This window comes from Aliihoeflea sp. 40Bstr573, from assembly GCF_024105655.1.
Lineage (GTDB): Bacteria > Pseudomonadota > Alphaproteobacteria > Rhizobiales > Rhizobiaceae > Aliihoeflea.
The window spans coordinates 283,115-308,094 of the sequence record NZ_JAAAMH010000001.1; the positions used below are offsets into that span (position 1 = coordinate 283,115).

Annotated in this window: 24 protein-coding genes and 1 tRNA gene; 9 read left to right on the forward strand and 16 right to left on the reverse strand. The window is 62.9% G+C overall.

From position 1 onward, the window contains the following. Positions 1-323 precede the first annotated feature (323 nt). Positions 324-3,248, forward strand: coding sequence for an excinuclease ABC subunit UvrA (gene uvrA / locus GTK01_RS01345; protein ID WP_252924029.1), 2,925 nt, complete (start codon positions 324-326; stop codon positions 3,246-3,248). After that, entirely contained in the window at positions 3,245-4,051 is an 807-nt protein-coding gene (locus tag GTK01_RS01350; RefSeq protein ID WP_252924031.1) for a DUF72 domain-containing protein, read from the forward strand. Before uvrA ends, GTK01_RS01350 begins: the two co-directional genes overlap by 4 nt. On the opposite strand, the gene GTK01_RS01355 is transcribed toward GTK01_RS01350, so the two are convergent. Then, a complete protein-coding gene (locus GTK01_RS01355; protein WP_252924035.1) occupies positions 4,046-4,915 on the reverse strand; it encodes an NAD(P)H-hydrate dehydratase in 870 nt (289 codons plus the stop codon). The genes GTK01_RS01350 and GTK01_RS01355 overlap by 6 nt on opposite strands. Before the next feature lie 242 nt (positions 4,916-5,157). Between GTK01_RS01355 and GTK01_RS01360 the strand changes: the two genes are divergently transcribed. Next, complete coding sequence (locus tag GTK01_RS01360) at positions 5,158-5,496, forward strand: P-II family nitrogen regulator (RefSeq protein ID WP_024585547.1); 339 nt, start codon at positions 5,158-5,160, stop codon at positions 5,494-5,496. Positions 5,497-5,542: 46 nt separating this feature from the next. Continuing rightward, positions 5,543-6,952, forward strand: coding sequence for a type I glutamate--ammonia ligase (gene glnA, locus GTK01_RS01365; protein ID WP_252924037.1), 1,410 nt, complete (start codon positions 5,543-5,545; stop codon positions 6,950-6,952). Positions 6,953-7,031: 79 nt separating this feature from the next. On the opposite strand, the gene GTK01_RS01370 is transcribed toward glnA, so the two are convergent. Further along, positions 7,032-7,682 (reverse strand): hypothetical protein, encoded by a 651-nt coding sequence (locus GTK01_RS01370; RefSeq protein ID WP_252924039.1) that lies wholly within the window; start codon positions 7,680-7,682, stop codon positions 7,032-7,034. Positions 7,683-7,837: 155 nt separating this feature from the next. Between GTK01_RS01370 and GTK01_RS01375 the strand changes: the two genes are divergently transcribed. The 3 genes from GTK01_RS01375 (at position 7,838) to GTK01_RS01385 (ending at position 10,362) form a co-directional block, all read left to right on the forward strand. After that, entirely contained in the window at positions 7,838-8,110 is a 273-nt protein-coding gene (locus GTK01_RS01375; RefSeq protein WP_252924040.1) for a DUF4212 domain-containing protein, read from the forward strand. A 14-nt stretch (positions 8,111-8,124) separates the two neighbouring features. Continuing rightward, the gene (locus GTK01_RS01380) at positions 8,125-9,924 is read left to right on the forward strand and encodes a sodium:solute symporter family protein (protein ID WP_252924042.1); all 1,800 of its coding nucleotides are present in this window, start codon (positions 8,125-8,127) and stop codon (positions 9,922-9,924) included. Positions 9,925-9,999: 75 nt separating this feature from the next. After that, on the forward strand, positions 10,000-10,362 hold the full coding sequence (locus GTK01_RS01385) for a YggT family protein (protein ID WP_252924044.1): 363 nt from the start codon (positions 10,000-10,002) through the stop codon (positions 10,360-10,362). Between the two features lie 5 nt (positions 10,363-10,367). On the opposite strand, the gene GTK01_RS01390 is transcribed toward GTK01_RS01385, so the two are convergent. The 9 genes from GTK01_RS01390 to GTK01_RS01430 form a co-directional block, all read right to left on the reverse strand. After that, on the reverse strand, positions 10,368-11,162 hold the full coding sequence (locus GTK01_RS01390) for an ATP12 family chaperone protein (RefSeq protein WP_252924046.1): 795 nt from the start codon (positions 11,160-11,162) through the stop codon (positions 10,368-10,370). A gap of 17 nt (positions 11,163-11,179) precedes the next feature. Beyond that, on the reverse strand, positions 11,180-12,106 hold the full coding sequence (locus GTK01_RS01395; protein WP_252924047.1) for a DMT family transporter: 927 nt from the start codon (positions 12,104-12,106) through the stop codon (positions 11,180-11,182). Between the two features lies 1 nt (position 12,107). After that, the gene (locus GTK01_RS01400; protein WP_252924048.1) at positions 12,108-13,085 is read right to left on the reverse strand and encodes an RluA family pseudouridine synthase; all 978 of its coding nucleotides are present in this window, start codon (positions 13,083-13,085) and stop codon (positions 12,108-12,110) included. A gap of 90 nt (positions 13,086-13,175) precedes the next feature. Then, positions 13,176-14,498 (reverse strand): AAA family ATPase, encoded by a 1,323-nt coding sequence (locus GTK01_RS01405; RefSeq protein WP_252924049.1) that lies wholly within the window; start codon positions 14,496-14,498, stop codon positions 13,176-13,178. Positions 14,499-14,510: 12 nt separating this feature from the next. Beyond that, positions 14,511-15,992: a DegQ family serine endoprotease gene (locus GTK01_RS01410; RefSeq protein ID WP_252924050.1), complete on the reverse strand. Its 1,482-nt coding sequence runs from the start codon at positions 15,990-15,992 to the stop codon at positions 14,511-14,513. 116 nt (positions 15,993-16,108) lie between these two features. Next, positions 16,109-17,590 carry a trigger factor gene (tig, locus tag GTK01_RS01415; RefSeq protein ID WP_252924051.1) on the reverse strand — a complete coding sequence of 494 codons (1,482 nt, stop codon included), beginning with the start codon at positions 17,588-17,590 and terminating at the stop codon, positions 16,109-16,111. 130 nt (positions 17,591-17,720) lie between these two features. Next, positions 17,721-17,805: transfer RNA gene (locus GTK01_RS01420), tRNA-Leu, on the reverse strand. A gap of 254 nt (positions 17,806-18,059) precedes the next feature. After that, the gene (locus tag GTK01_RS01425; protein ID WP_252924052.1) at positions 18,060-18,632 is read right to left on the reverse strand and encodes a GDYXXLXY domain-containing protein; all 573 of its coding nucleotides are present in this window, start codon (positions 18,630-18,632) and stop codon (positions 18,060-18,062) included. Next, positions 18,629-19,741, reverse strand: coding sequence for a DUF2157 domain-containing protein (locus GTK01_RS01430; RefSeq protein WP_252924053.1), 1,113 nt, complete (start codon positions 19,739-19,741; stop codon positions 18,629-18,631). Before GTK01_RS01430 ends, GTK01_RS01425 begins: the two co-directional genes overlap by 4 nt. Before the next feature lie 224 nt (positions 19,742-19,965). Here GTK01_RS01430 and GTK01_RS01435 point away from each other — a divergent pair, with 224 nt between their 5' ends. Next, positions 19,966-20,106, forward strand: coding sequence for a DUF1127 domain-containing protein (locus tag GTK01_RS01435; RefSeq protein ID WP_081718860.1), 141 nt, complete (start codon positions 19,966-19,968; stop codon positions 20,104-20,106). 131 nt (positions 20,107-20,237) lie between these two features. Here the strand turns inward: GTK01_RS01435 and GTK01_RS01440 are convergent, their stop codons facing one another. Continuing rightward, entirely contained in the window at positions 20,238-20,840 is a 603-nt protein-coding gene (locus GTK01_RS01440) for a hypothetical protein (protein WP_252924055.1), read from the reverse strand. 80 nt (positions 20,841-20,920) lie between these two features. On the opposite strand from GTK01_RS01440, the gene trmFO reads away from it, so the two are divergent. Then, the gene (trmFO, locus tag GTK01_RS01445; RefSeq protein ID WP_252924057.1) at positions 20,921-22,330 is read left to right on the forward strand and encodes a methylenetetrahydrofolate--tRNA-(uracil(54)-C(5))-methyltransferase (FADH(2)-oxidizing) TrmFO; all 1,410 of its coding nucleotides are present in this window, start codon (positions 20,921-20,923) and stop codon (positions 22,328-22,330) included. Here trmFO and GTK01_RS01450 read toward each other — a convergent pair whose 3' ends face one another. Genes GTK01_RS01450 through GTK01_RS01465 form a run of 4 tightly spaced genes read right to left on the reverse strand, consistent with a single transcriptional unit; the run spans position 22,331 to position 24,975 of the window. Beyond that, positions 22,331-23,266, reverse strand: coding sequence for a sterol desaturase family protein (locus GTK01_RS01450; protein ID WP_252924060.1), 936 nt, complete (start codon positions 23,264-23,266; stop codon positions 22,331-22,333). After that, positions 23,259-23,714, reverse strand: coding sequence for a hypothetical protein (locus GTK01_RS01455; RefSeq protein WP_252924062.1), 456 nt, complete (start codon positions 23,712-23,714; stop codon positions 23,259-23,261). Before GTK01_RS01455 ends, GTK01_RS01450 begins: the two co-directional genes overlap by 8 nt. Before the next feature lie 59 nt (positions 23,715-23,773). Continuing rightward, the gene (locus GTK01_RS01460; protein WP_252924064.1) at positions 23,774-24,586 is read right to left on the reverse strand and encodes a squalene/phytoene synthase family protein; all 813 of its coding nucleotides are present in this window, start codon (positions 24,584-24,586) and stop codon (positions 23,774-23,776) included. Further along, positions 24,586-24,975, reverse strand: coding sequence for an Mth938-like domain-containing protein (locus tag GTK01_RS01465; protein ID WP_252924066.1), 390 nt, complete (start codon positions 24,973-24,975; stop codon positions 24,586-24,588). Before GTK01_RS01465 ends, GTK01_RS01460 begins: the two co-directional genes overlap by 1 nt. Positions 24,976-24,980: the final 5 nt, after the last annotated feature.

Sequence of the window (24,980 nt, forward strand, 5' to 3'; positions counted from 1 at the left end):
GTTGGTCAGCGCGACTGCACTAAGGCAGTCAGACGATCCTGTCCGGTGGAGTCATGCCTCACCTCATGATTGTCTCTCGGCTGTCACCGATTTCAATCGGATGACAAATTCATCGTGCCCTTGCCTTGCCGCTAGGTCAAGACAGAATCGATGTCAGGAGCATGTTCCATATTCGTTCTTTTCGCTTGATGGGTCCGTTGAAAAGCAGCAAAAGAAATTTGACGCGCGTACCGGCCTCGACGGACGCGTTCGACTACCTACATGTGCGGCTTGGCCGGACGGCTCATTCCCGGCGACGCAATCAGGAAGGCAGCGTTCGGCCCATGGCGGACCACAAATTCATTTCCGTGCGCGGCGCGCGCGAACACAATCTCAAGAATGTCGATCTCGACCTTCCCCGTGACTCGCTGATCGTCATGACCGGCCTGTCCGGCTCGGGCAAATCGTCGCTTGCGTTCGACACCATCTATGCCGAAGGCCAGCGCCGCTATGTCGAGAGCCTGTCGGCCTATGCCCGGCAGTTCCTCGAGATGATGCAGAAGCCGGATGTCGACCAGATCGACGGCCTGTCGCCCGCCATCTCGATCGAGCAGAAGACGACGTCGAAGAATCCGCGCTCCACGGTCGGCACGGTCACCGAAATCTACGACTACATGCGCCTTCTCTTCGCGCGCGTCGGCATCCCCTACTCGCCCGCGACCGGCCTGCCGATCGAGAGCCAGACGGTCAGCCAGATGGTCGACCGCGTGCTCGAACTCGAGGAAGGCACACGTCTTTACATCCTTGCGCCGATCGTTCGCGGCCGGAAGGGCGAGTATAGGAAGGAACTCGCCGAGCTGATGAAAAAGGGCTTTCAGCGCGTGAAGGTCGACGGCACCTTTTACGAAATCGCGGACGTCCCGGCACTCGACAAGAAGTACAAACACGACATTGACGTGGTGGTCGACCGCATCGTGGTGCGGGGCGACCTGGCCACGCGACTGGCGGATTCGATGGAGACCGCGCTGCGCCTTGCGGAAGGCCTGGTCATCGCCGAGTTCGCCGACAAGCCGCTCGGCGAAGAAATGACCGGCGCGGACGCCGTCAACAAGTCGAAGAACGAGACGCATGAGCGCATTTTGTTCTCCGAGAAGTTCGCTTGCCCGGTTTCCGGCTTCACCATTCCGGAGATCGAACCGCGACTTTTCTCATTCAACAATCCGTTCGGCGCTTGCCCGACCTGCGACGGCCTCGGAAGCCAGCAGGCGATCGACCCCTCGCTGATCGTGCCGGAGGAGCATGTGTCGCTGCGCGAGGGCGCGGTCGCGCCTTGGGCGAAATCGTCGTCGCCCTACTATGTCCAGACGCTCGAAGGCCTCGGCCGAGCCTATGGCTTCAAGATCGGCGACCGCTGGCGGGATTTGCCGGACGAGGCGAAGAACGCGATCCTGCACGGCACCGGCACGCGCAAGGTCGAATTCTCCTATGATGACGGCATGCGCAGCTACAAGACCTCGAAGACCTTCGAGGGCGTGATCCCGAACCTGCAGCGCCGCTGGAAGGAAACCGAGTCCGCCTGGATGCGCGAGGAGATCGAGCGCTTCATGTCGGCCACTCCCTGCCCGGCCTGTAACGGCTACCGTCTCAAGCCCGAGGCGCTGGCGGTCAAGATCAACGGCCTCCACATCGGCCAGGTCACGGAAATGTCGATTCGAAAAGCCGTCGGCTGGTTTGAGGAACTGCCGAAAGCGCTCAACGACAAGCACAACGAGATCGCAATCCGCATCCTCAAGGAGATCCGCGAGCGTTTGCGCTTCTTGAACGATGTCGGCCTCGACTATCTGACCATGTCGCGCAATTCGGGCACGCTTTCGGGCGGCGAGAGCCAGCGCATCCGCCTCGCCTCGCAGATCGGTTCGGGCCTGACCGGAGTGCTCTACGTGCTGGACGAGCCGTCCATCGGCCTCCACCAGCGCGACAATGCGCGCCTACTCGACACGCTGAAGCACCTGCGCGACCTCGGCAACACGGTCATCGTCGTCGAGCATGACGAGGACGCGATCCTTCAGGCCGATCATGTCGTCGACATCGGCCCCGCCGCCGGCATCCATGGCGGCAAGATCATCGCCGAGGGCAAGCCGGGCGAGATCATGGCCGATCCAAATTCCCTCACGGGCCAATATCTATCGGGGTCGCTGGGCGTCCCCCTTCCGGCCGAACGGCGCAAATCGAAGAAGGGCAAGCGCGTCAAGGTTGTCGGCGCGCGCGGCAACAATCTGCGCAATGTTACGGCAGAGATTCCGCTCGGCACCTTCACCGCCGTTACCGGCGTCTCGGGGGGCGGCAAGTCGACCTTCCTCATCGAAACCCTCTTCAAGGCTGCCTCGCGCCGCATCATGGGCTCGCGTGAGCATCCGGCCGAGCATGACCGGATCGAAGGCCTCGAGTTCCTCGACAAGGTCATCGACATCGACCAGTCACCGATCGGCCGCACGCCGCGCTCCAACCCGGCGACTTATACCGGTGCCTTTACGCCGATCCGCGACTGGTTCGCGGGTCTGCCCGAAGCAAAGGCGCGCGGCTACCAGCCAGGTCGCTTCTCCTTCAACGTCAAGGGCGGCCGCTGCGAGGCGTGTCAGGGCGATGGCGTCATCAAGATCGAGATGCACTTCCTTCCCGACGTCTACGTCACTTGCGATGTCTGCCATGGCAAGCGTTACAATCGCGAGACGCTCGACGTCACTTTCAAGGGCAAGTCGATCGCCGACGTGCTCGACATGACGGTCGAGGAAGGCGTCGACTTCTTCGCCGCCGTCCCAGCCGTACGCGACAAGATGGAAACGTTGAAGAAGGTTGGCCTGGGCTACATCCATATCGGCCAGCAAGCGACGACCCTCTCGGGCGGCGAAGCACAGCGCATCAAGCTCGCCAAGGAGCTGTCGCGCAAGGCGACCGGAAAGACGCTCTACATCCTCGACGAGCCGACCACGGGCCTGCACTTCCACGACGTCGCCAAGCTGCTTGAGGTGCTGCACGAACTCGTGGACCAGGGCAACACGGTCGTCGTCATCGAGCACAACCTCGAAGTCATCAAGACGGCAGACTGGGTCCTCGACCTTGGTCCTGAAGGCGGCGACGGCGGCGGCCAGCTCGTCGCTTCCGGCACGCCCGAAGACGTCGTTGCCGAGCCGAAGAGCTACACCGGGCGGTTCCTCAAGGAACTGCTCGAACGCCGCCCCGTCATCGGCAAGGCGCAGGCAGCGGAATGAGCAGGGCAGGCAAAATCCGCGCCGGCATTGGCGGCTGGACCTTCGCGCCATGGGAAGGCACCTTCTATCCCGAGAAGCTCGCGAAGAAGAAGCAGCTCGAATATGCCAGCCGGCAAATTCCGACGATCGAGATCAACGGCACCTATTATCGCGGTCAGACGCCTGAGACCTTTGCCAAGTGGGCGGCTGACGTGCCGGAGGGGTTCGTCTTTTCGGTCAAGGGCAACCGCTTCGTCACCAACCGCAAGGTGCTGTCTGAAGCCGGTGAATCGATGCAGCGCTTCTTCGATACCGGCGTCGGCGAGATGGGTGAGAAGCTGGGTCCGATCGTCTGGCAGTTCGCCCCGACGAAAAAATTCGAGGCCGACGATTTCGAAGGCTTTCTGAAGTTGCTGCCCGCGAGCCGCGACGGCGTTTCCTTCCGCCACGTGCTCGAAGTGCGGCACGAAAGCTTTGCGGTGCCCGAATTCGTCGCGCTTGCCCGCAAACATAAGGCCGCAATCTGCTATGCGGATCACCACACCTACCCGGAGATCGCCGATGTGACGGCCGATTTCATCTATGCGCGCCTGCAAAAGGGCGAGGACGACGTGCCGACGGCATACCCGCCTGCGGAACTCGACCAATGGGCGGAACGCGCGCGCATCTGGGCCCAGGGTGGCGAACCGGTCGAGCTGTCAAAGGCCGATCCGAAATCGAAACCGGAAAAGCGCCCTCGCGACGTCTTCGTCTATTTCATCCACGAGGGAAAGATCCGTGCTCCACAGGCGGCGCAAGCCTTCATCGAGCGCGTCAACTCATAGAAGTTCGCGCAGGATGCCAGGCAGCATGTCCGGCAGATCGTCGGCGATGAGCCCGGGCCCGAAGCGCGATCCGGCTTCGGCGTGAATCCAGACGCCGGCGCAAGCAGCCTCGAATACCGGCATCCCCTGCCCGGCCAGCCCGGCGATCATTCCGGCCAGCACGTCGCCTGAGCCGGCAGTCGCCAGAAACGGCGACCCATTCCCGTTCACGGCAATGCGTCCGTCCGGCGCAGCGATAACGGTATCCGGTCCCTTGTAGACCACGATCGCACCTGAACGGCGGGCCGCCTCGACCGCGCGATCCGCCTTCGGTCCCTCTCCGATACTGGCGAACAGCCGCCGAAACTCTCCCTCGTGCGGGGTCAGGATCACAGTCCAATTCGATCGGGCGATCAGCCCGAAAAGACGATCTGGATCGTTCTTGAACGAGGTGATCGCATCCGCGTCGAGAACCGCTGTCGCGCCCCTGTCCTCAAGGGTGCTGGTCAGGATTGCCTCGACGAAGTCACGGCAGCCGCCGCCAACGCCGAATGCGGGACCGATCACGACAGTCGCCGGCAACCGCTCGGCCAGAAACGTGCGCAGCGAAGCCAAATCGTTGATCTCGGACAGCATGATCGACGTCAGATGCGAGGCATTCACCGCCAGCGCATCGCGAGGCGAGCCGACGGTGACCGCTCCGGCACCCGCTCGCGCCGCGCCTTTTGCCGACAGCCGCGCAGCTCCGGTATTGAGCGGCCCACCGGAAAGCACCAGCACGTGCCCGCGTCGATATTTGTGCGCGTCGCGCGCCGGCCGCGGCAAGGCCGCCGCCCACAGGGCGGGCAGATTATCGGGCGCGGAGAGAAGAGCCTGATCACTCATTGCATATTATCGCTGCATATTGCCTTCATTTTAGGCAGACCCTTTCGCTTCGCCGTGGCCTCGGATGCCGCTTTCCCACTGCCCCCATGCTTGCCGGGCTGTGGCCAGCGCGGCAATCGCGCCTTTCGGCAAGAAACCGCAAAACGAGACCCGGAATCACCAAAACTGGCACGGCCCGTGCATTCTTTTTGCCGAAACGGGACTGTCAGGCTCGTTTTTATCGTATCGGAGGCCAATTTCGCATGAAAAAGATCGAGGCGATCATCAAGCCTTTCAAACTCGACGAGGTGAAGGAAGCTCTTCAGGAAGTCGGGCTTCAGGGGATCACCGTGACCGAGGCGAAGGGCTTTGGTCGCCAGAAGGGTCATACCGAGCTTTATCGGGGGGCCGAATATGTCGTCGATTTTCTTCCCAAGGTGAAGATCGAGGTCGTGCTCGGCGATGACCATGTCGAACAGGCGATCGAGGCCATCCGCAAGGCGGCTCAAACGGGGCGGATCGGCGACGGCAAGATCTTCGTCTCGAATGTCGAGGAAGTCGTGCGCATCCGGACGGGAGAGACCGGCATCGACGCCATCTAGGCGCGGGTCGGTCAGGATTTCAAAGTTCAACTACAGGGATACCAAAATGACCACAGCAAATGACATCCTCAAGCGGATCAAGGACGAGGACGTCAAGTTCGTCGACCTGCGCTTCACCGATCCCAAGGGCAAGCTGCAGCACGTGACGATGGACGTGGGCGCCGTCGACGAGGACATGTTCGCCGACGGTGTCATGTTCGACGGTTCGTCCATCGGCGGATGGAAGGCCATCAACGAGTCCGACATGGTGCTCATGCCCGACACCGAGACGGCCCACATGGACCCGTTCTTCGCCCAGTCGACCATGGTCATCGTGTGCGACATTCTCGACCCCGTGTCCGGCGAAGCCTACAACCGCGATCCGCGCACGACCGCCAAGAAGGCGGAAGCCTATCTGCGTTCGGAAGGCTTCGGGGACGAGGTCTATGTCGGTCCGGAAGCCGAGTTCTTCGTCTTCGACGACGTCAAGTACAAGGCCGACCCGTACAACACCGGCTTCAAGCTCGATTCCTCGGAACTGCCGTCGAACGACGATTCCGAATACGAGACCGGCAACCTCGGCCACCGTCCGCGCGTCAAGGGCGGCTATTTCCCGGTCCCGCCGGTCGACTCGCTCCAGGACATGCGCTCCGAGATGCTTTCGGTCATGTCGGAAATGGGCGTCGTCGTCGAAAAGCACCACCACGAAGTGGCTGCCGCTCAGCATGAGCTTGGCATCAAGTTCGACGCGCTGACCCGCAACGCCGACAAGATGCAGATCTACAAGTACGTCATCCACCAGGTTGCCAACGCTTACGGCAAGACGGCAACGTTCATGCCCAAGCCGATCTACGGCGACAATGGCTCGGGCATGCACGTCCACATGTCGATCTGGAAGGGCGGCAAGCCGACCTTCGCCGGCAACGAATATGCGGGCCTGTCGGAGAACTGCCTGTTCTTCATCGGCGGCATTATCAAGCACGCGAAGGCGCTCAACGCCTTCACCAACCCGTCGACCAACTCCTACAAGCGCCTGGTTCCCGGCTTCGAAGCTCCGGTTCTGCTTGCCTATTCGGCGCGCAACCGCTCGGCCTCCTGCCGCATTCCGTTCGGCAACTCGCCGAAGGCCAAGCGCGTCGAGGTCCGCTTCCCCGATCCGACCGCCAATCCTTACCTCGCCTTCTCGGCGATGCTGATGGCCGGTCTCGACGGCATCAAGAACAAGATCCACCCAGGCCAGGCCATGGACAAGGATCTCTACGACCTGCCGCCGAAGGAACTGAAGAAGATCCCGACCGTCTGCGGTTCGCTGCGCGAAGCGCTGACCTCGCTCGACAAGGATCGCGGCTTCCTGAAGGCCGGCGGCGTGTTCGACGACGACCAGATCGATTCCTACATCGAGCTCAAGATGGCCGAAGTGCTGCGTTTCGAAATGACGCCGCACCCGATCGAGTTCGACATGTACTACTCGGTCTGATCAAGACCACCATCAAACGAGGAAAGCCGCGGCAGTGCCGCGGCTTTCGCTTTGATGGAACACAGAATTCGCCGGCGAGCTACATCTGCTGGCGAAAGTCTGCCGCGACGGCTTCGGGATCGATCAGCCGTCGATATTCGCGGCGGATTTCGATCCAGGCGAACTTGAGCGAGTTTTCTACGATCTCGCGGTCGTAGGCCTTGAGCTGAGGCGCGATGGGCGCCCACTCGACGAGAGTTGCTGGGCTCGTGCCAAAAACGTCGCCGCCAGCCGCGGCATTGTCCCACTGGACGTCGGCAAGCCGCGCCTCGAACGCCTCGTTCCAACCCGCCGCAGCATCGGCGTGCGCAAGCTGATCCGCATTGGCATCGAGCCCGTGCTGAAAGCACTGCCGGGCGAGCGCATCCTTGCCGTCCCGCGAAAGCCGGCCCTGCGCGCCGACATCGGCGACCGCGAACAACGTCATGTCGGAAAGGCATGCCGCAAAGACGTGCGCCTTCGCGATGTTGATCGAGGCGATGAACTGCTCGTCCTCGAACATGGTCGGATAGCGCGTTCCCATCCGCGTCTTCAGATAGCCGTAGAGCTTCTTCTGCGAAACATATGCCGAGCGCGTGGCAACGAAGTCCGCAAGCATGTCGGCGGTTTCGAGCGGTTGTTTTTGCGCACCGAGGCCGAACATTCCGGCAAGAACTCGACCCGCACTGCGCATCTTTTCCGCTACCGCCACACGCGTTCCTCCTCTGGGTACGACGAATGTCTCAATTCCAATCGCCCGGTACTTGACCGACACTTTGCCGTCACGATTGCGATTCCATCGCCGGGAGGCGGCAGTCGGGCTGTTGGCGGAGAGGTCGCTAACACAATTTGAGGGAGGAGGACACCATGTCCGCTGACTATCGGGAAATCCCCCAGGATGTGAGAGATCGCTACTGGGCAAAGACCAGGAATCTGACAGTCGTCATTCTGGTTCTCTGGTTCATCTTTTCCATCGTGGTTCCGCTGATGGTGCGGCCACTCAATGAAATCACGTTCATGGGCTTTCCGCTTGGCTTTTACATGACCTGCCAAGGCTCGCTCATAGCGTTCGTCCTGCTGGTGTTCTTCCAGAACTGGCGGCAGGACCAGATCGACGACGAATTCGGCGTCGGCGACTAAGGGGGGATGAGGCAATGAACGGGAGTTTTCTCGACAACCTGGGCCGGGTTTACGGCCTCTACACAGGCGGGTTCTTCGTTTTCATTCTGCTGATGGCCGTCCTCGAACAGATGGGCGTCGGCGCCGATACGATCGGCCTTCTCTTTGTTGGCTTCACCATCTTCATTTACGCGGCGATCGGCTGGCTGTCGCGTACGATGGAAGTGGAAGCCTATTACGTTGCGGGTCGTCAGGTCCCCGCCGTCTATAACGGCATGGCCACGGCGGCGGACTGGATGTCCGGCGCGTCATTCGTGGCGATGGCCGGCGGCATCTACTTCGGCGGCTACAGCTACCTGGCCTTCGTGGTCGGCTGGACCGGCGGCTACATCCTCGTCAATTCGCTTATGGCGCCATACCTGCGCAAGTTCGGCTGCTACACGGTACCGGACTACATCGGCACACGTTATGGCGGCAATTTCGCACGGATCCTCGCCGTTATCGTCCTTGTCGCGGCCTCCTTCACCTATGTGACGGCGCAGATCACCGCGACCGGCACGATCGCCGCGCGCGCTTTGCACATTCCGTTCTCGTTTGGCGTGTGGTTCGGCCTTCTCGGCATCCTGCTGTGCTCCATGCTCGGCGGCATGCGCGCCGTCACATGGACGCAGGTCGCGCAGTACATCGTGCTGATCATCGCATACCTGATCCCGGTCATCTGGATGTCCAATGCCCAGGGCTTCGGACTCATCCCGCACTTCACATATGGCGAAGCGGTCCAGACCATTACCGGGCTCGAAGCCCAATATGGGCTGACGGCGCCGCCTGAGGGGGTTGCCGGCATGAAGGCGCTGACGACTCCGCATGTCGAACCCGTCGGCGGCCTTGCGGAATGGCAGTTCGTCACGCTCGCGATCTGCATGATGGCGGGTACGGCGTCGCTGCCGCACATCCTGATGCGCTATTTCACCACCCCCTCCGTGCGGTCCGCGCGCAAGTCGGTGGCGTGGTCGCTGCTCTTCATCTTCCTGCTCTACTTCACGGCGCCGGCCCTGGCCACGCTGACGAAGCTGCAGCTGCTCGATCCGTCCTTGCCCACGGCGATCATCGGCAAGACGATCGAGGAAGTTCAGGCACTCGCATGGGTCCAGAACTGGAGCAGCGTCAACTTCCTGGCGATCGTCGACCACAATGGCGACGGCATTCTCCAGCTCAACGAGTTCTTCATGCGTGAAGATATCGTCGTTCTGGCGACGCCGGAAATTGCCGGCCTGCCCTATGTCATCTCCGGCCTCGTGGCCGCGGGCGGCATGGCGGCTGCGATGTCGACGGCGGATGGCCTCCTGCTCGCCATCGCGAACGCGCTCAGCCACGACCTTTACTACAAGGTCATTGACCCGAAGGCCGATACCGCGCACCGCCTCATCGTCGCGCGCGTCCTTCTGGTCGTCATCGGCGCTGCAGGTGCCCTGATGGCTGCGATGCAGCTCACGGGCATCCTCGGAGCGGTTGCGTGGGCATTCTGCTTCGCGTGCTCGGGGCTCTTCTTCCCGCTCGTTCTCGGCGTGTGGTGGAAGCGGGCGAACACGCAAGGCGCGATCGCCGGCATGGCAGCGGGCTTCATCTCGGGCTCGGTCTACCTGTGGTACGTCTACACGGGCGGAACGCCGATCCTGGGCCTGAACGATCTGCGCTTCGGCATCATCGGCATGGCCTTCAGTCTCGTCGCGATGGTCGTCGTCACGCTCATGACGCCGGAGCCGGATGCGGAAATCCAGCGCATGGTCGATGAGACCCGCATTCCGACGGGCATGCCGATCCTGGACCCGCACTAAAAACCAGGTTGAATACATCGCGGGGGCGGGACATTGTCCCGCCCCCGCCCTGTTGTCCCAATGAACGATCGGTTGATGGAACAGTCTCTAGGTAGTTTCCCGCTTTGGGTGATCGTCGTCGACTACGTTCTCGGCGTCATCATGTGGACGCTCATCGGCCGTGCGGCGATGAATTTCTTCCTTTCGGAAGATTCGAATTTTTTCTTCATGCGCTTCTTCGTGCGCTCGACGAACCCGATCCTCCGGCTGTTCCGGCCAATCACACCCGGCTTCCTGCTCGAGCCGCTGATCCCGCTCTATGTGGCGTGGTTCTTCTTTCTGTTCCGATTCTATGTGATGCCCTGGCTGCTCGGCTATTCCGTGATGGGCATGCTCTCCTTCCCGCTCGAAAGCGAGATCGCGCGCGCAATTCAGGCGTTCCTGACGCCACGCCCGTAGGGGAGCTATGACTTCAGCGCTTCGAGGAGTGTCGCTGCCGCCAGCATGTCACGCTTCTTGGCGGCGCGCATCTTCGCCGCTTCGCCGTCCTCACCCCACTGGGAAATGTTCCAGTCCTCGTCGATATGGGCTGCCATCCAGCCCTCCTCGGCCGTGAGTTCGCCGGCATCGACGGCCAGCGCAATCAGTGCTGATCCGGTCAGCGACGTCATGACGTGGAGCGCCGACAGTCGAAACGGTTCCTCGCGCATCTTGAGATGAATGCCGACTGCACCGATCGCTTCGCGCGGCTGGTCGACGTGCATCACGCCTTCTGCAATCACGAAGCGCGCACCGAGGCTCGCGCGTGCCCAGTCGAGGATTCGGTCCCATCCTTCGCTCTGGCGCACGACGAGTGATTCCGGCCCTTCCGCGCGGTAGCAGACGAGGTCGGTTGACGAATAGCGCAGGATGTCTTCCAGCACGGCCTGCGTATCCGTCGAAACGCCATCGATGGCGGTGTTGCCAATCCGCAGCACCGGCATGTCGAACGGGTTGATTTCCTCGGTCTGTGCGTCGAACTCGTCGGCGACAAGCCGTGCCGCTGCCTCGGTGGGGAGGGCGAGCACGGCACGCCCGGGCGTGCGAACCGGCTTGCCGTCGAGTTCCACCGCGAAATCGCCGGTGGCAGGGTCCTGGCGAACCGACGCGGATTTGTAGAAGCGTTTCGGCAGCGGCGTGCGCATCTGCTTTTGCGCCCGCTTCATCGGGTTCTCGTCAGAAACAAAGGGGGTGTCGAGATCGCTCAGGATATCGCGCATGGTCGGTCCTCGAAAAATCAGCCGGGCGGAATGCGCCGGCGCACGGGCCGGTTCACCACCAGAAGCCCGAGTGCGATGAGCGCAAGGGCTGCGAATATGTTGATAGACAGCGGCTCGTTCAACAGGAACCCGCCACACAGGACGCCGAACGCAGGCGTCAGGAAGGCGAAGCTCGCCAACCCGGTCGCCGGATAGGTGCGGATCATCCAGAACCAGAGAATGTAGGTGAATGCGACGACGAATATCGCTTGGAACAGCAGGGAGCCCGTGGCGAGCGCGGAGACGTCGCGCAGGATTGGCCCGCCCAGTGGCAGGAGCGGAACGGCAACGACGACCGAGACGACGAGTTGGTACAACAACGTCTTCTCGGCGCTCGCATCCGACAGTTTGGACTTCTTGATGACCAGCGTCGTCGCTCCCCACAGGATACCTGCTGCAAGGCACATCAGGTCACCGATGAGCGCGGCATTGTCCGGAAGGCTGAGCTGGTCCAGGAAAACCAGCGCTACGCCGAAGAACGCCATCGTCAGCCCGAGGAGCTTCGTGGCGGTGATCCGCTCGCCCAGCAGGAAATGCGCGCCAATCAGCACCCAGAATGGCATGGTGTTTATCATGAGCGCGCCGCGCGCCGCCGTCGTGTAGTCGAGGCCAAAGAAGATCAGCATGAACTCGGCGGCAAAGAGCGCGCCTGCCAATATGCCCGGCCACAGGGTACCGTCGCGCTCGAACAGGCGGATGCCGCGCCACACGCACCAGCCATAGACCAAAACGGCGGCGATCGCCGAGCGCGCCATGGTCAGGTAGATGGGGCTGTATCCGGTGTTCGCGATCTTTATGGCGACTTGGTTCAGACCCCAGGAACAGGTCAGCATCAACATCATCACGACGGCGAAAGCGTCGATCGCATCGCGCCTTTCAATGGTCGTAGCGCCCATCGCGGCCATTTTAGTCGTCTGCCGAATTCTCGTCGAAGCCGAGCAGGTTCCAGCTCTGCTTCATGTGCGGCGGCAGTTGCGCGGTAACGTCGATCTTGCCGCCGTCGGGATGCGGAATGATGATCCGGCGCGCGTGGAGGTGCAGGCGCTTTTGCATGCCGCCCGGAAAATCGTAGTTCTTGTCGGCCTCGAAATATTTCGGATCGCCGAGGATCGGGCAGCCCAGATGGGCGGCATGGACGCGTAGCTGGTGCGTGCGGCCGGTATAAGGCTCCATTTCCAGCCAGGACATGGTCTGCGCGGCCTGCTCGACAATCCGGTAGAAGGACACGGCGTGGTCAGCGCCCTTCTCGCCATGGTCGGCGACCCGCATCCTGTCGCCGTCAATGGTGGATTCCTTGATCAGCCATGTGGAAATCTTGTCTTCGCGCTTGGGCGGCACGCCTTTTACCAGCGCCCAATAGGTCTTCTTCGTCTCGCGGTGGCGGAAGGCCTCGGCAAGCTTCATCGCCGCCAGGCGTGTGCGCGCGACGACGAGCACGCCAGAGGTGTCGCGGTCGAGCCGGTGAACGAGGCGCGGCTTCTCGCCCTTCTGACTGCGAAGCGCCTCGAGCATGGAGTCCACGCTGCGCGTGATGCCCGATCCACCCTGGACGGCAAGGCCGGCCGGCTTGTCGAAGACGATGACCTTCTTGTCCTCGTAGAGCGTCATCTTCGCCAGCACTTCGGCGTCTTCCTCGCCGCGCATGGTGCGTGCGGTCACGGGTCCTGACTTGCGATCGGCGGCGATCGGCGGAATGCGCACCTGCTGGCCAGGCTGCAGCCGCGTATCGGACTTCACCCGGCCGCCGTCGACGCGGATCTGGCCCGAGCGCAGGAGCTTTTGCAGCGGCCCGAAGCCGAGGCCGGAATAGTGAATCTTGAACCAGCGGTCGAGGCGCATGCCCGACTCGTCGTTTGCCACTGCGATCTGCTCGACGCCTGCCATTTTCAGTCTCTTTCCGGTATGAACAGGGCCCATAGCACCCCAAACCCGCGGGCGCGAGGTTCAACGCGTCGAAATTTGCAATCCAGCAGGCTAGCGGCCCGACTGACGCTCCAAGCGCAGCTTTTGCCAGTAATCGAGGCGCTTGCGGATCTCGCGCTCGAAACCCCGATCCGGCGGGTCGTAGAATTTTTGTCGTCCCAACGCCTCTGGGAAATAGTCCTGCCCGGAGAACGCGTCGGGCGCGTCATGATCGTAGAAATAGCCGGTCCCATAGCCTTCTGACTTCATCAGCTTGGTCGGCGCGTTGAGGATGTGCTTGGGCGGCAGCAGCGAGCCGTTCTCCTTGGCCGCCCGCATCGCCGCCTTGTAGGCGACATAGACGCCATTCGATTTGGGCGCGGTCGCGAGATAGACGCAGGCTTCGGCCAGCGCCAGTTCGCCTTCCGGCGAGCCGAGATAGTCGTAGGCGTCCTTGGCCGCGAGCGTGATCGCCAGTGCCTGCGGGTCGGCGAGGCCGATATCCTCCGAGGCCATCCGCACGAGGCGGCGGCCCAGATAGAGCGGGTCTTCTCCCGCATCGAGCATGCGCGCGAGATAATAAAGCGCTGCATCTGGGTCCGAACCCCGCACCGCTTTATGCAGGGCGGAGATCAAATTGTAGTGGCCATCCTGCCCCTTGTCATAGACAGGCGCCCGACGCTGGACGATGCGCTGAATGCCATCCGCATCGAAAATCTCGTCGCTTCCCGCCGCACGCCAGATTACCTCGGCGAGCGTCAGCGCGGCGCGGCCATCACCATCGGCCATGCGCAGCAGAACCGCCCTCGCCTCGTCGTTGAGCGGCAACGGCAGGGCCTCTGCTTCTTCGGCGCGCGCGAGAAGGCGCTCGATGCTGTCGGCATCAAGCGGATGGAAGGTCAGCACGCGCGCACGCGACAAAAGAGCGGCGTTGAGCTCAAAGGACGGATTCTCGGTCGTCGCGCCGACAAGGATGACCGTTCCATCCTCCATCACCGGCAAGAAGGAATCCTGCTGCGCGCGATTGAAGCGGTGGATCTCGTCGACGAAGAGCAGCGTCTGCCGCCCTTGGCTGCGCCGCAGCCGCGCCGTCTCGAACACCTTCTTCAGGTCGGCGACACCGGAGAAGATCGCGGAAATCTGCTCGAACGCCAGCCCCGTCTCGCCGGCGAGAAGCCTCGCTACGGTGGTCTTGCCTGTGCCCGGCGGGCCCCAGAATATCATGGAGCCGAGCGTGCCGGAACGCAGCATGCGCGTCAGCGCCCCGCCCTCGCCCGTCAGATGCTCCTGGCCGACGACCTCTGCGAGCCGTTGCGGGCGCAGCCGGTCGGCAAGCGGCTGACCCACGGGCCGCCGATCGTCCTGATTGTCATCCGTCGAGAAAAGATCGGCCACGAGGTCCGTCCGTCAAAAACGCAGCGCCTGGCGCAGCAAACGCCCCTCGCGCTCGAGTGTAAAGCGCCACCAGCGCGTCTTCGCCGATGCGGCCGCTTGAAGCGCCTCCGGGCTGTCGATCTCGTCGCCATTCACCTCGTGCACGATATCGCCGGGCCTGAGACCAAGACCTGCAGCAGGCGACGCGCGGTCGACATTGACGATGGCAACGCCACGTGCCTCTTCCGGCAGGCGCAGCCGTTGCGCAAGGCGCGGCGACAGGCTCTCCACGGTCGCCCCGGCAAACGGGCTCGTTCCGCTGATGGTCACCGCGCTGCCCGCTGCGCCTTTCGGCGCGCGCAGGAGCGTGATGTCAACGGCGCGTTCTTCCGACTGGCTAAGCACGCCGAACCTGGCAGTCGAGCCGATTGCGAGCGTCGCGAGGCGATAGCCGAGCGCATCGGGGTGCTCGATGGCGCGGTCGTTGAGCGACAGGACGACATCGCCCGGACGCAGGCCGGCACTGGCCGCAGGCCCTTCACTGGCCACGCTCGCGACGAGTGCTCCGCGCGGGCGCGCGATGCCAAGCGCCTCGGCGATCTGCGGTGTCACTACCTCGAAAGTTGCGCCAAGATAGGGCCGTTCGAAATAGTCAGAGCCCGCCTTGGCCGCGTCCACGACGGCGCGGACCATGTTGGAGGGAATCGCGAAACCGATGCCGATCGAGCCGCCAGACTGGCTGAAGATTGCCGTGTTGATGCCGACCACCTCGCCGCTCATGTTGACCAGCGCCCCACCCGAATTGCCCGGATTGATCGCCGCATCGGTCTGGATGAAGAAGCCGAAGTCGGAAATACCGATATGGGTGCGCGCGAGCGCGGAGACGATGCCGCTCGTCGTGGTCTGGCCGACGCCAAACGGATTGCCGATTGCAAGCACGAGGTCCCCCACTTGGAGCGCATCGGAATCACCAAGCGCGATGGACGGGAATTCCTCGTCGGCTTCAATCTTCAGGATCGCGAGGTCGAGCGATTCGTCCTTGAGCAGAATTTCGGAGGTGAACTCGCGTCCGTCCGGCAGTGCCACACGCACCTCATCGGCGTCGCGGATGACGTGGTTATTGGTGACCACATAACCCGACGGATCGACCATCACGCCCGAGCCAAGCGACGACTGGACCCGTGGAGGCATCTGCCTGTTGAAGAACTGTTCGAAGAAGGGATCGCCCATGAAAGGCGAGCGGGTCTGCACCTGCTGCGACGCGTAGACATTGACCACGGCCGGCGCGGCCTTTGCCACCAGCGGAGCATAAGAAAGCTGCACCTCGCTCTGGCTGAACGGCAGCCGGCGTTGGACCTCGACTTCGCCTGCGGGCGCGTCGGCCGGGCGCTCGGTGCGCTCGGTGCCGAAGCCGAACATGTCCAGCAGGCTGCGATTGCGATCATCCTGAGCGTGGACCAGTCCGGCGCCAAGGGCCGTTGCTGCAATCGTCAAAGCCAAGATCAGTCGGCGCATCGCGAATCCCCCTATCGTTCCGCCGGCAATGTCGTGTCCGATTGTGCAAAAGGAAAGGCCGCAAATGCGAAAGGGGCCCTCGCGGACCCCTTCCAGATTCGAGCCGAACGAACGCCTTATTCGGCGTCCTTGTCCTTGGCTGCCGCCTTCTTCTTTGCGGGCGCCTTCTTCTCGGCCTTCTCCGCATTGTCGTCGGCGTCTGCCTTCTTCTTCTTCGGCCCAGCCTTCTTTTCCGCCGTCTTGGCGTCGGCCGCTTCGTCCCCGTCTTCCGCCAGGAGTTCCTCGCGGGTCACCTTGACGTCCGTCACCTTCACTTCGTTGAGCAGGTGGTCGACGACCTTTTCCTCGAAGAGCGGAGCGCGGACATTGGCGAGCGCGGCCGGGTTGTTGCGGTAGAAGTCATAGACTTCCTGCTGCTGGTGCTGCGGAACGCGACGGATCTGCTCGAAGAGCGCGCGCTGCAGTTCGTCGTCGGTGACCTGCACGCCGGCCTTCTCGCCGATCTCGGCGAGGACGAGACCGAGACGAACACGGCGCTCGGCAAGGCGCTGGTATTCGGCGCGCGCCTCGTCTTCCGTCGTCTCTTCGTCCTCGAACGAGCGACCGGCCTGCTCCAGGTCGCGGGTGACCTGCGTCCAGATGTTGTTGAATTCGGCTTCGACCAGCTTGGACGGAGCTTCGAACTTGTATTCCTCGTCAAGCGCGTCGAGAAGCTGGCGCTTGGCCTTCTGGCGGGTCAGCGCGCCGAACTGGGTCTCGATCTGACCCTTGATGATCTCGCGCAGCTTCTCGGCCGACTCGAGGCCAAGCTGCTGGGCGACTTCGTCGGTGACTTCCAGATCGCCCGGCTGTGCGACTTCCTTGACGGTGACGTCGAAGGTCGCATCCTTGCCGGCAAGATGCTGAGCGCCGTAGTCGGCCGGGAAGGTCACGTTGATGGTCTTCTCGTCGCCGGCCTTCAGGCCCACGACCTGGTCTTCGAAGCCGGGGATGAACTGGTTGGAGCCGAGCACGAGGTTGGCGTCTTCGGCCGCACCGCCGTCGAAGGGCTCGCCGTCGATCTTGCCGACGAAATCGATCGTGACGCGGTCGCCTTCGGCGGCCTTGCCCTTCTTGGTCTCGTAGGTGCGCGCGGATTCGGCGACCTTCTTGACCTGCTCCTCGATCTCCTCTTCCGGTACGTCATAGACCTGACGGGTGATCTGGATGTTCGAAAGATCCTTGGCTTCGATCGCCGGAATGACTTCGTAGTCGATCGAAAACTCGAAATCCTGGCCGCCAGAGAGGATCTTCTCGGCTTCCTTTTCATCCTCGGTCATCGTGACCTCGGGCTGCATCGCGGCCTTCTCGCCACGCTCGGCGAGGATGTTGCGCGGCGAGGACGAGATGATCTCGTTGACGACTTCGGCCATGAAGGACCGGCCGTACATCTTGCGCAGGTGCTGGACCGGAACCTTGCCAGGACGGAACCCGTTCAGGCGCACCTTGCCCTTGGCGTCGGACAGCCGCTCCATGAGCTTGGCTTCCATGTCCTTGGCCGGCACGGACACCTTGATCTGGCGCTTCAGCCCGGAATTAAGCGTTTCGGTAACCTGCATCTCACAACCTTTGTTATCGCATGCTGCTGTCGCGACGGCGCGCCGCCCAGCCTGCTGAATTCTTCTGACTTGAGCGTCTCACCCCAGCCGAACCGGGTCGACGCTCAGTTTCATTTCCCGGGGCGGCAATTGGTGCGGGTGGAGGGACTTGAACCCCCACGCTTTTCAGCGCTTGGACCTAAACCAAGTGCGTCTGCCAATTCCGCCACACCCGCATCACGAGCAATCAGCCCTTGAAATCGGCTGGTTCTATATCACCGGCTCATGATCGATCAAAGGAAAATTGCCCCGAAAACGGGCTTTTTTCTGGTCGCTCCCGCGACACGGAGTGCGTTGAGATTTGGGCATGTGCCAGGCGAAAAAGACGGAGTTCGAGAACCGCAGCGGAGTGGACATCTTGTCCGTGAGCATCGGGAGGGCATAAAGCCGGCGTTCGCAAGCCATCCACGCTCTAGGAACAGCACGCTCCTTAGAACAACGGTTCGCTGTAGACCGCGCGCCCGTCATGAAGAAGCGCCTTGATCTGCGCCGAGCCGTCTTCGTCGACGGCCGCCAGGATTTCGAAACGATCCTGTTGCATGGCCTCCTCGATCGCCCTGCCCTCGCCCTCCGGCAAGTAGTATCGCTCAATGCCATAGGCGACCTGAACCGCCCCTCCCGCGCCGGGCTCGCGCGCGACGATGCCGCGCAGATCGACCTCGTTGTCGCGCCGCTCGCCCGAGGGCGGCGCATCGAGCGCGGCTCCAGCGGGCGTGAACGAGCCATCCTCATTGCGCGCCAGACGCACATAGAGCCAGCGGCCTTTCAGTTCCTGGTCGCCTGTCTTGGCAATCAAGGACCGTTCGATACTCGAGATCGGATAGCCGAGGACGACATAGTCGCCCCGCAGGAGGTCTCGCGGATCGACCGGCTGGACGGCGAGACGGATTTCGATTCCCTCCCGCAAGATGGCGGCGCGGCCGAGGATCATCGAGCCGAGGAAGCCGATCTGCAAGGCGGCAGCGGCGAACGCAATCGCGAAAATGCGTGCGGGGCGGCTCATGTCGATGCTCCTTGCTGCGCCGGCGGCGTCATCCGCCGCTCGAAGCGGGTTACGAGCCTGGCGAAGATTGCAAGCGCTATCGCGGCGAGCGTCAGGAAGCCGAACGTGCCCAACATGGTCCCGACCGTCTGTACGTAAATGAAGACCAGTTCGCCCGCGAACGCCACGTAGACCAGCCGCCGGATGCCGCTACTTTCCTTGCCGCCGAGAAGCAGCGCCGCCGTCAGTCCCGCGAACATAAGGCTCGCGACGAGGACAAGACCGGGGCCTTCATGCAACTCGACGTGCAAAAGCACGCCTGCCAGCACGAAATACTGCAACATCGACAGTTCGATGCCGAGATGGGGCGCGCCGCTCCGTTCCCCGCGCCATTCAAGCTGCATCGCGGCGGCAAAGCCGAGCGCCGCCAGCGCCATGGTGACGACGGGAACCCATACGCCCCAGGCGAGAAACAGCACGATCACGTATACGCCGAAAGCCAGCAATGCGAGGTCGCGGGCCATGGCGACGCGTGTGTGGAGCGAGACCACCCAGCCCGCAAAGAGCATGAGCGGGAAGAGATGCGCCGAGAGCGGCAGGCTCGTCTCGATGGCATCCCAGTGCGCGATCCCGGCGACGAGCCATGCGACGCCAATCAGGATCGAAGCCATCGTCAGCGTACGCGAGCGCAGCGCGAGCGCAGAGACGATCGCAGAAAGCCACCAGACGAGATAGAGCCCGCTCTCGCTTCCCGAAAGGCGATACATCTGGCTGACGAGTGCCATGCCCGCCGCAAATGCAGACGAGCCGATCAGCCAGAGCGCGTCGGCGAGATAAAGCCGGCCGAGCGTCACGGCCCAGGCGCCAAGGCCGTTTGCGGCGAGGATGATGGTCGCGATCAGTCCGACGCGCGCAAGGCGCGGCATCGCGTCCCAGTTGGCGGCGATGAAGATCAGGAGTGCTGCCGAAAAGAGCAGCGCCGACATGACCATCAACACGCCCGATACGGCAAATCCGCCACCGCGCGTGACGACATCCTGACGAAGCCGTTCGGCGATCTCCGCATCGATCAGGCCGCGCTGCGTCCAGTCGTCGATTTCGCGCTGCACAATACGGCTTCGTCGCGACATGCACTATCCCCTCAAACCCCAGCAGCTCCGGGGCATTGACGCCCGGCCACCATGCCCGCATTTTGGCGAAGGCTCACTTTCGACACAGCTCCTAACGGCCGTTAATGGTGCAATGCACAAACTGCATTACAGGCATGCAGAAACTGCACTTCAAATATGCATCTGCCGGGATTATCTGCACGCCATACCGCAAGAACAACAGCCAACTTGAAACGAGCAAGACGATGAACCTGATCCGCAACTACCGCAACTGGCGCCGTTACCGCGACACCGTCAACGAACTGAGCCGCCTGTCGACCCGCGAGCTGAACGACCTCGGCATCGCCCGTGGCGACATCCCGTTCGTCGCACGCAAGGCCGTCTAAACGACATTCGGTTCCGCTCACCCCTTCTCCTCCCAGGGGTTCGAGCGTGGAAGACCGGCGATTATCCTCCTCCCGATCGTCGGTCGACATCAACGGCGCTCCCGGTTCCTCCCCCGGTGAGCGCCGTTCGCTTATCTGCGGCCCAGAGTGCCGCGCCCCAGCCATTCTTGCAGACGCATCACGTCCGGCGCACCGCCCGCCGGTTCGTACCAGCTATCCACTGCCCAGCGCTGGCCGCCCTTGTCACGAATGACCGCCGTCGCGTGGAAGTAGCGTCCGTCGAAGAGGACGCCACGCGTCACGTTCGTCTGTACCTCGTGGTGCTTCACCAATCCGCTCGATTGGAGATAGCGCAGGAAGGTGCGGGTGTTCGTCGACTCGTCGATGCAGTCCATCTGGCCATGCTGACCCGTTTGCGACAGGTCCGATTTCGGCTTGTCAGCGACGCCAAGCCGCGACGTCGTCGCGTTCTCGAAAATCTGGACCGCCTCGGCGATGGACTGGCGCTCGGCTGCAGCGTCCAAGGATTTCGCAAACAGCGCGCCGAGGCGCTGTTGCTCGTCTGCGGAGAACGTCAACGTCGTCTGGTTGCGGCAATCGAAGCCGTGGCAAACCGTCAGCCGTCCGTTCGAGACGTCTGCGATGTCGTCATTGTAGTTCGACGAAACGGAGGTGCAGCCGCCTGCCGCTGCGACCACGACGATGAGCGATGCGAATCGTGCCGACCAAGCCATTCGTCTTGGTAGCACCCGCGTACGCCATCGCAACGGAGCTTTGATTTGCAAAGGCGCGCGCTGTGGATTATCTCGCCGCCATGAGCACACAACCCGTACATGTCATCGGCGGCGGTCTTGCCGGTTCCGAAGCCTCCTGGCAACTGGCCGAAGCCGGCGTTCCCGTCATTCTGCACGAGATGCGCCCCGTTCGCGGCACCGACGCGCACAAGACGGAGGGACTTGCCGAACTCGTCTGTTCGAACTCGTTCCGGTCCGACGACGCCGAAACCAATGCGGTCGGGCTGCTCCACGCCGAAATGCGGCTTGCCAATTCGCTGATCATGTCTTGCGGCGACGCCAACCAGGTGCCGGCCGGCGGCGCGCTCGCGGTCGATCGCGACGGATTTTCCGATGCCGTGACCGCGAAGCTCGAGGCGCATCCGCTGATCACCATCGTGCGCGAGGAGGTCGAAGGCCTTCCCCCTGCCGAATGGGACAAGGCGATCATCGCGACAGGCCCCCTCACCGCGCCGTCGCTCGCCGCAGCGATAGCCGAGGCAACTGGCGCCGATGCCCTCGCCTTCTTCGACGCCATCGCGCCGATCGTTCACTTCGATTCCATCGATCTCGATGTCGCGTGGTTCCAGTCGCGCTACGACAAGGTCGGCCCCGGCGGCACCGGCAAGGACTACATCAACTGCCCGATGGACAAGGACCAGTACCTCGCTTTCGTCCAGGCACTGATCGACGGGGGCAAGACCGAGTTCAAGGAGTGGGAAGGCACGCCCTATTTCGACGGCTGCCTGCCCATCGAGGTCATGGCCGAGCGTGGCGTCGAGACACTGCGCCATGGCCCGATGAAACCGATGGGCCTGACCAATGCGCACAAGCCTGACGTCAAGGCCTATGCCGTCGTCCAGCTTCGCCAGGACAATGCGCTGGGCACGCTCTACAACATGGTCGGCTTCCAGACGAAGCTGAAATATGCCGAGCAGACGCGCATCTTCAAGATGATCCCCGGGCTCGAAAATGCCGAGTTCGCACGGCTCGGCGGCCTCCACCGCAACACCTACCTGAACTCGCCGACCCTGCTGGACGGTTCGCTTCAACTGAAGTCGCGGCCGGGCCTGCGCTTTGCCGGCCAGATCACCGGCTGCGAGGGCTATGTCGAGAGTGCCGCCATCGGCCTTCTCGCCGGCCGTTTCGCTGCTGCCGAGCGTCTGGGCCGGCCGCTGCTTCTGCCCCCCGTCACGACGGCCTTCGGCGCACTGTTGAACCACATCACCGGCGGGCACATCGTGACCGACGAGGAGCCGGGCAAGCGTTCCTTCCAGCCGATGAACGTGAATTTTGGCCTCTTCCCGCCGGTCGAGGCGCCCAAGTCGGAAGGCAAGCGCCTGCGCGGCAAGGAAAAGACCAACGCCAAACGCAGGGCGATCACGTCGCGCGCGCTCGTCGATGCGCGGAAATGGCTCGGCGTCGAAGCGGCGGCAGAAGCCGCGGAGTAGCTATCCGGCCGGCGGCAGACCAGGTTTTCCAGCTTCCCCGGGATTGCGCTTCACATAGGCGGCCTTGATCGTCTGCGACGTCTCGCGCGAGCCGTCATGGCTCCAGCCCGGCGGCTGGAACAGGTAGTTCAGCCGCTCGCCGATCGTCAGCCCCGGCTGCGCCGAATCCTTCAACATGCCGACCCACTCGTGAAAGGCCACCTTCACGGGGTTGTAGGTGCCGATGTTCCTGACAATGCCGTAACGCGGCGCGTCCTCGGCCAACTCGTCTACAAACGTACCGAACATTCGGTCCCAGATGATCAGCGTGCCGGCATAGTTCGCGTCGAGATAGCGCGGATTGGTCGCGTGGTGGACGCGGTGGTGCGAGGGCGTGTTGAAGACGAGCTCGATCGGCCACCACATCTTGCCAACCGTCTCCGTGTGGATCCAGAACTGCCAGACGAGGTTGAAGCCGAAGACGAAGGCGATCACCGCCGGATGGAATCCGAGCAGCACCAGCGGCACCTGCAGGACGAACATGCCGGTGAAGAGCCCGGTCCACGATTGCCGAAGCGCGGTCGACAGATTGTAGTGCTGGCTTGAATGGTGATTGACATGCTCCGCCCACACCCAGCGCACCCGGTGCGCGATGCGGTGGTAGACATAGTAGCGCAGGTCGTCGAGCAGGAAGGCAGTAAGGAAAACCCACCAGCCAAGGCCGAGATCGAACAGCCGGAACTGCCATATCCACAAAAGCGCGGTGAACGACACGACGCCCAGCAGGATGCCGGCTACCACGTTGCCCGTTCCCATGATCAGGCTCGTCAGCGTGTCGCGGGTCGAAAAGTCGCCCTTCGCGCGCCCTGTCCGCACAAGCCAAAGCTCGATCAGCATCGCGAGGATGAAGAACGGAATCGCAAGCTGCGTCACCGAGGGAAACTGATACTCATCCATGCCGGACGGACCCGATGTGATAGCGCGGCGCCCCAAGCGCCGCTGGTGGGAACCAGCTGGCGACCTCGCTCGCGACCGCCGTGTCGTCGAAGATGTAGCGTCCGCCCTTCCAGGTGAAATCGCGCAGGGAAACGATAATGGCGGCATGATCGGTCGCCACCGAGGCTGAGAGGTCCGGAGCGCCGATTTCGCGCGTCAGGAAATGCTGGCCGAACACCGCAACGAAGCCGACGCGGTCGGGCGTTGCCAGTCTAAGGAAGGCGGCGTCTCGTCCGCGCGTCAACCGGCCGTCAAGGACATCGGTTTGCGGATGGTCGCCGCGATATGCGGCAATCGCATCAAAGACGGTCTCAAAATGGGCTGCCCGGCTGCCGCCGGTGAAGTGAACGGCGAACACCACCACCGCGATGCCGAGAACGACGATCGAGGCGAGCAGGGCAAGGCTCATGTCTGGACCTCCTCCCGATCCGGATTGCCGTCAAAGTTTAGGCAGCACTGACGTTTGCGTCAACGCGACGGCCAGCCTGCTGCCGCCACCGTCGTCATCTGGACCTGTCGGCGCAGCAGCCCTGGCCACCGGCCGCCGTGGCGCACCGATGCGGCAGCCGGTGCAAGCGCGATGAAAGCCGGGCGCAACTTTTCGGGAAGCGTCTGAACGGCACCGAGAAATGCGCTGCGATGCTCGCGTGCAATCGCCTGCAAGCCTTCCACAGCGGCCATCGAGGGTTCCTCGTATCCAGCTTGCCCAAAATTCGGACGGTCGAGGCCGAGTGCGGCCAGAAGGTCGCCTGGCATGAATGGCCGCAGCCGCCCTGGCTCGTCCCGCCACCGCAATGCCTGCGCGATAGTGCCCAAGCATCCGCCATGGCCGCACGCATCCGCGGCGCCGTTTGCCGCGTCAGGGTCGAGGATCATCGCGGAAAGCTGCAGCATGATGCCGCTCGTCTCGCCGCAATAGGCTTCGAGGTCGCCGCGCGTTGGAAAGCCATCATCGTAGAGATCGAAGAGCCGCGCCTCCAGATAGGTCGCGAAAGCACCGACCGGCAGGCCGTAGGACTGGATGACCGTCGCCAGTGTATCGGCCAGCGGATTGCCGGACGCAACGTCCCCCGCAGTCTCGATACGGTCCTGCCACCAGCGGATGCGGATTTCACCTGCCATGGGCTCGCGAACCTTGCGGCGTAGCGAGGCGATCTCGGTGTCGAATGCGGCGAGAGCCAGCAGCGCAGTGCGCCTTGCGGCGGGCGCAAAGAGGCATGCAAAGTACCGGTCCGGATCGTTCTGGCGAACGAAGTCACGGACGAAGGCCGCGTCGTCCATTAGTCGACCGCGATCAGGGCAGCGGCGACGGCGCGCTCCTCGGCAAGCAGCACGTTGAACGTGCGAACGGCCGCGCCGGTCGACATCGGGTCCGCCGAAATCCGTGCTTCACGCAGCCGCTTGCGCAGTTCTGCCGGTAAGGGCCGCAGATGTGGTCCCATGCCCACGAGAAGGATTTCTATCGCGTCGCTTTCATTGAGCAGCGGCGCGAAATCGTCGATGGTCAGCGCGGCCGGGTCGGCCGGCGCCCAGCCATGGATGCCCGATGGCAAGCACAGGATCGAACCGCGATGGGACATGTCGGCAAAGCGGAACCCGCCATTGCCGTAGGCGTCGATTGGCGCGCGGCCGGGAAAATGGGCATCCCGAATGATCAGCCCCTGCGACATGACGG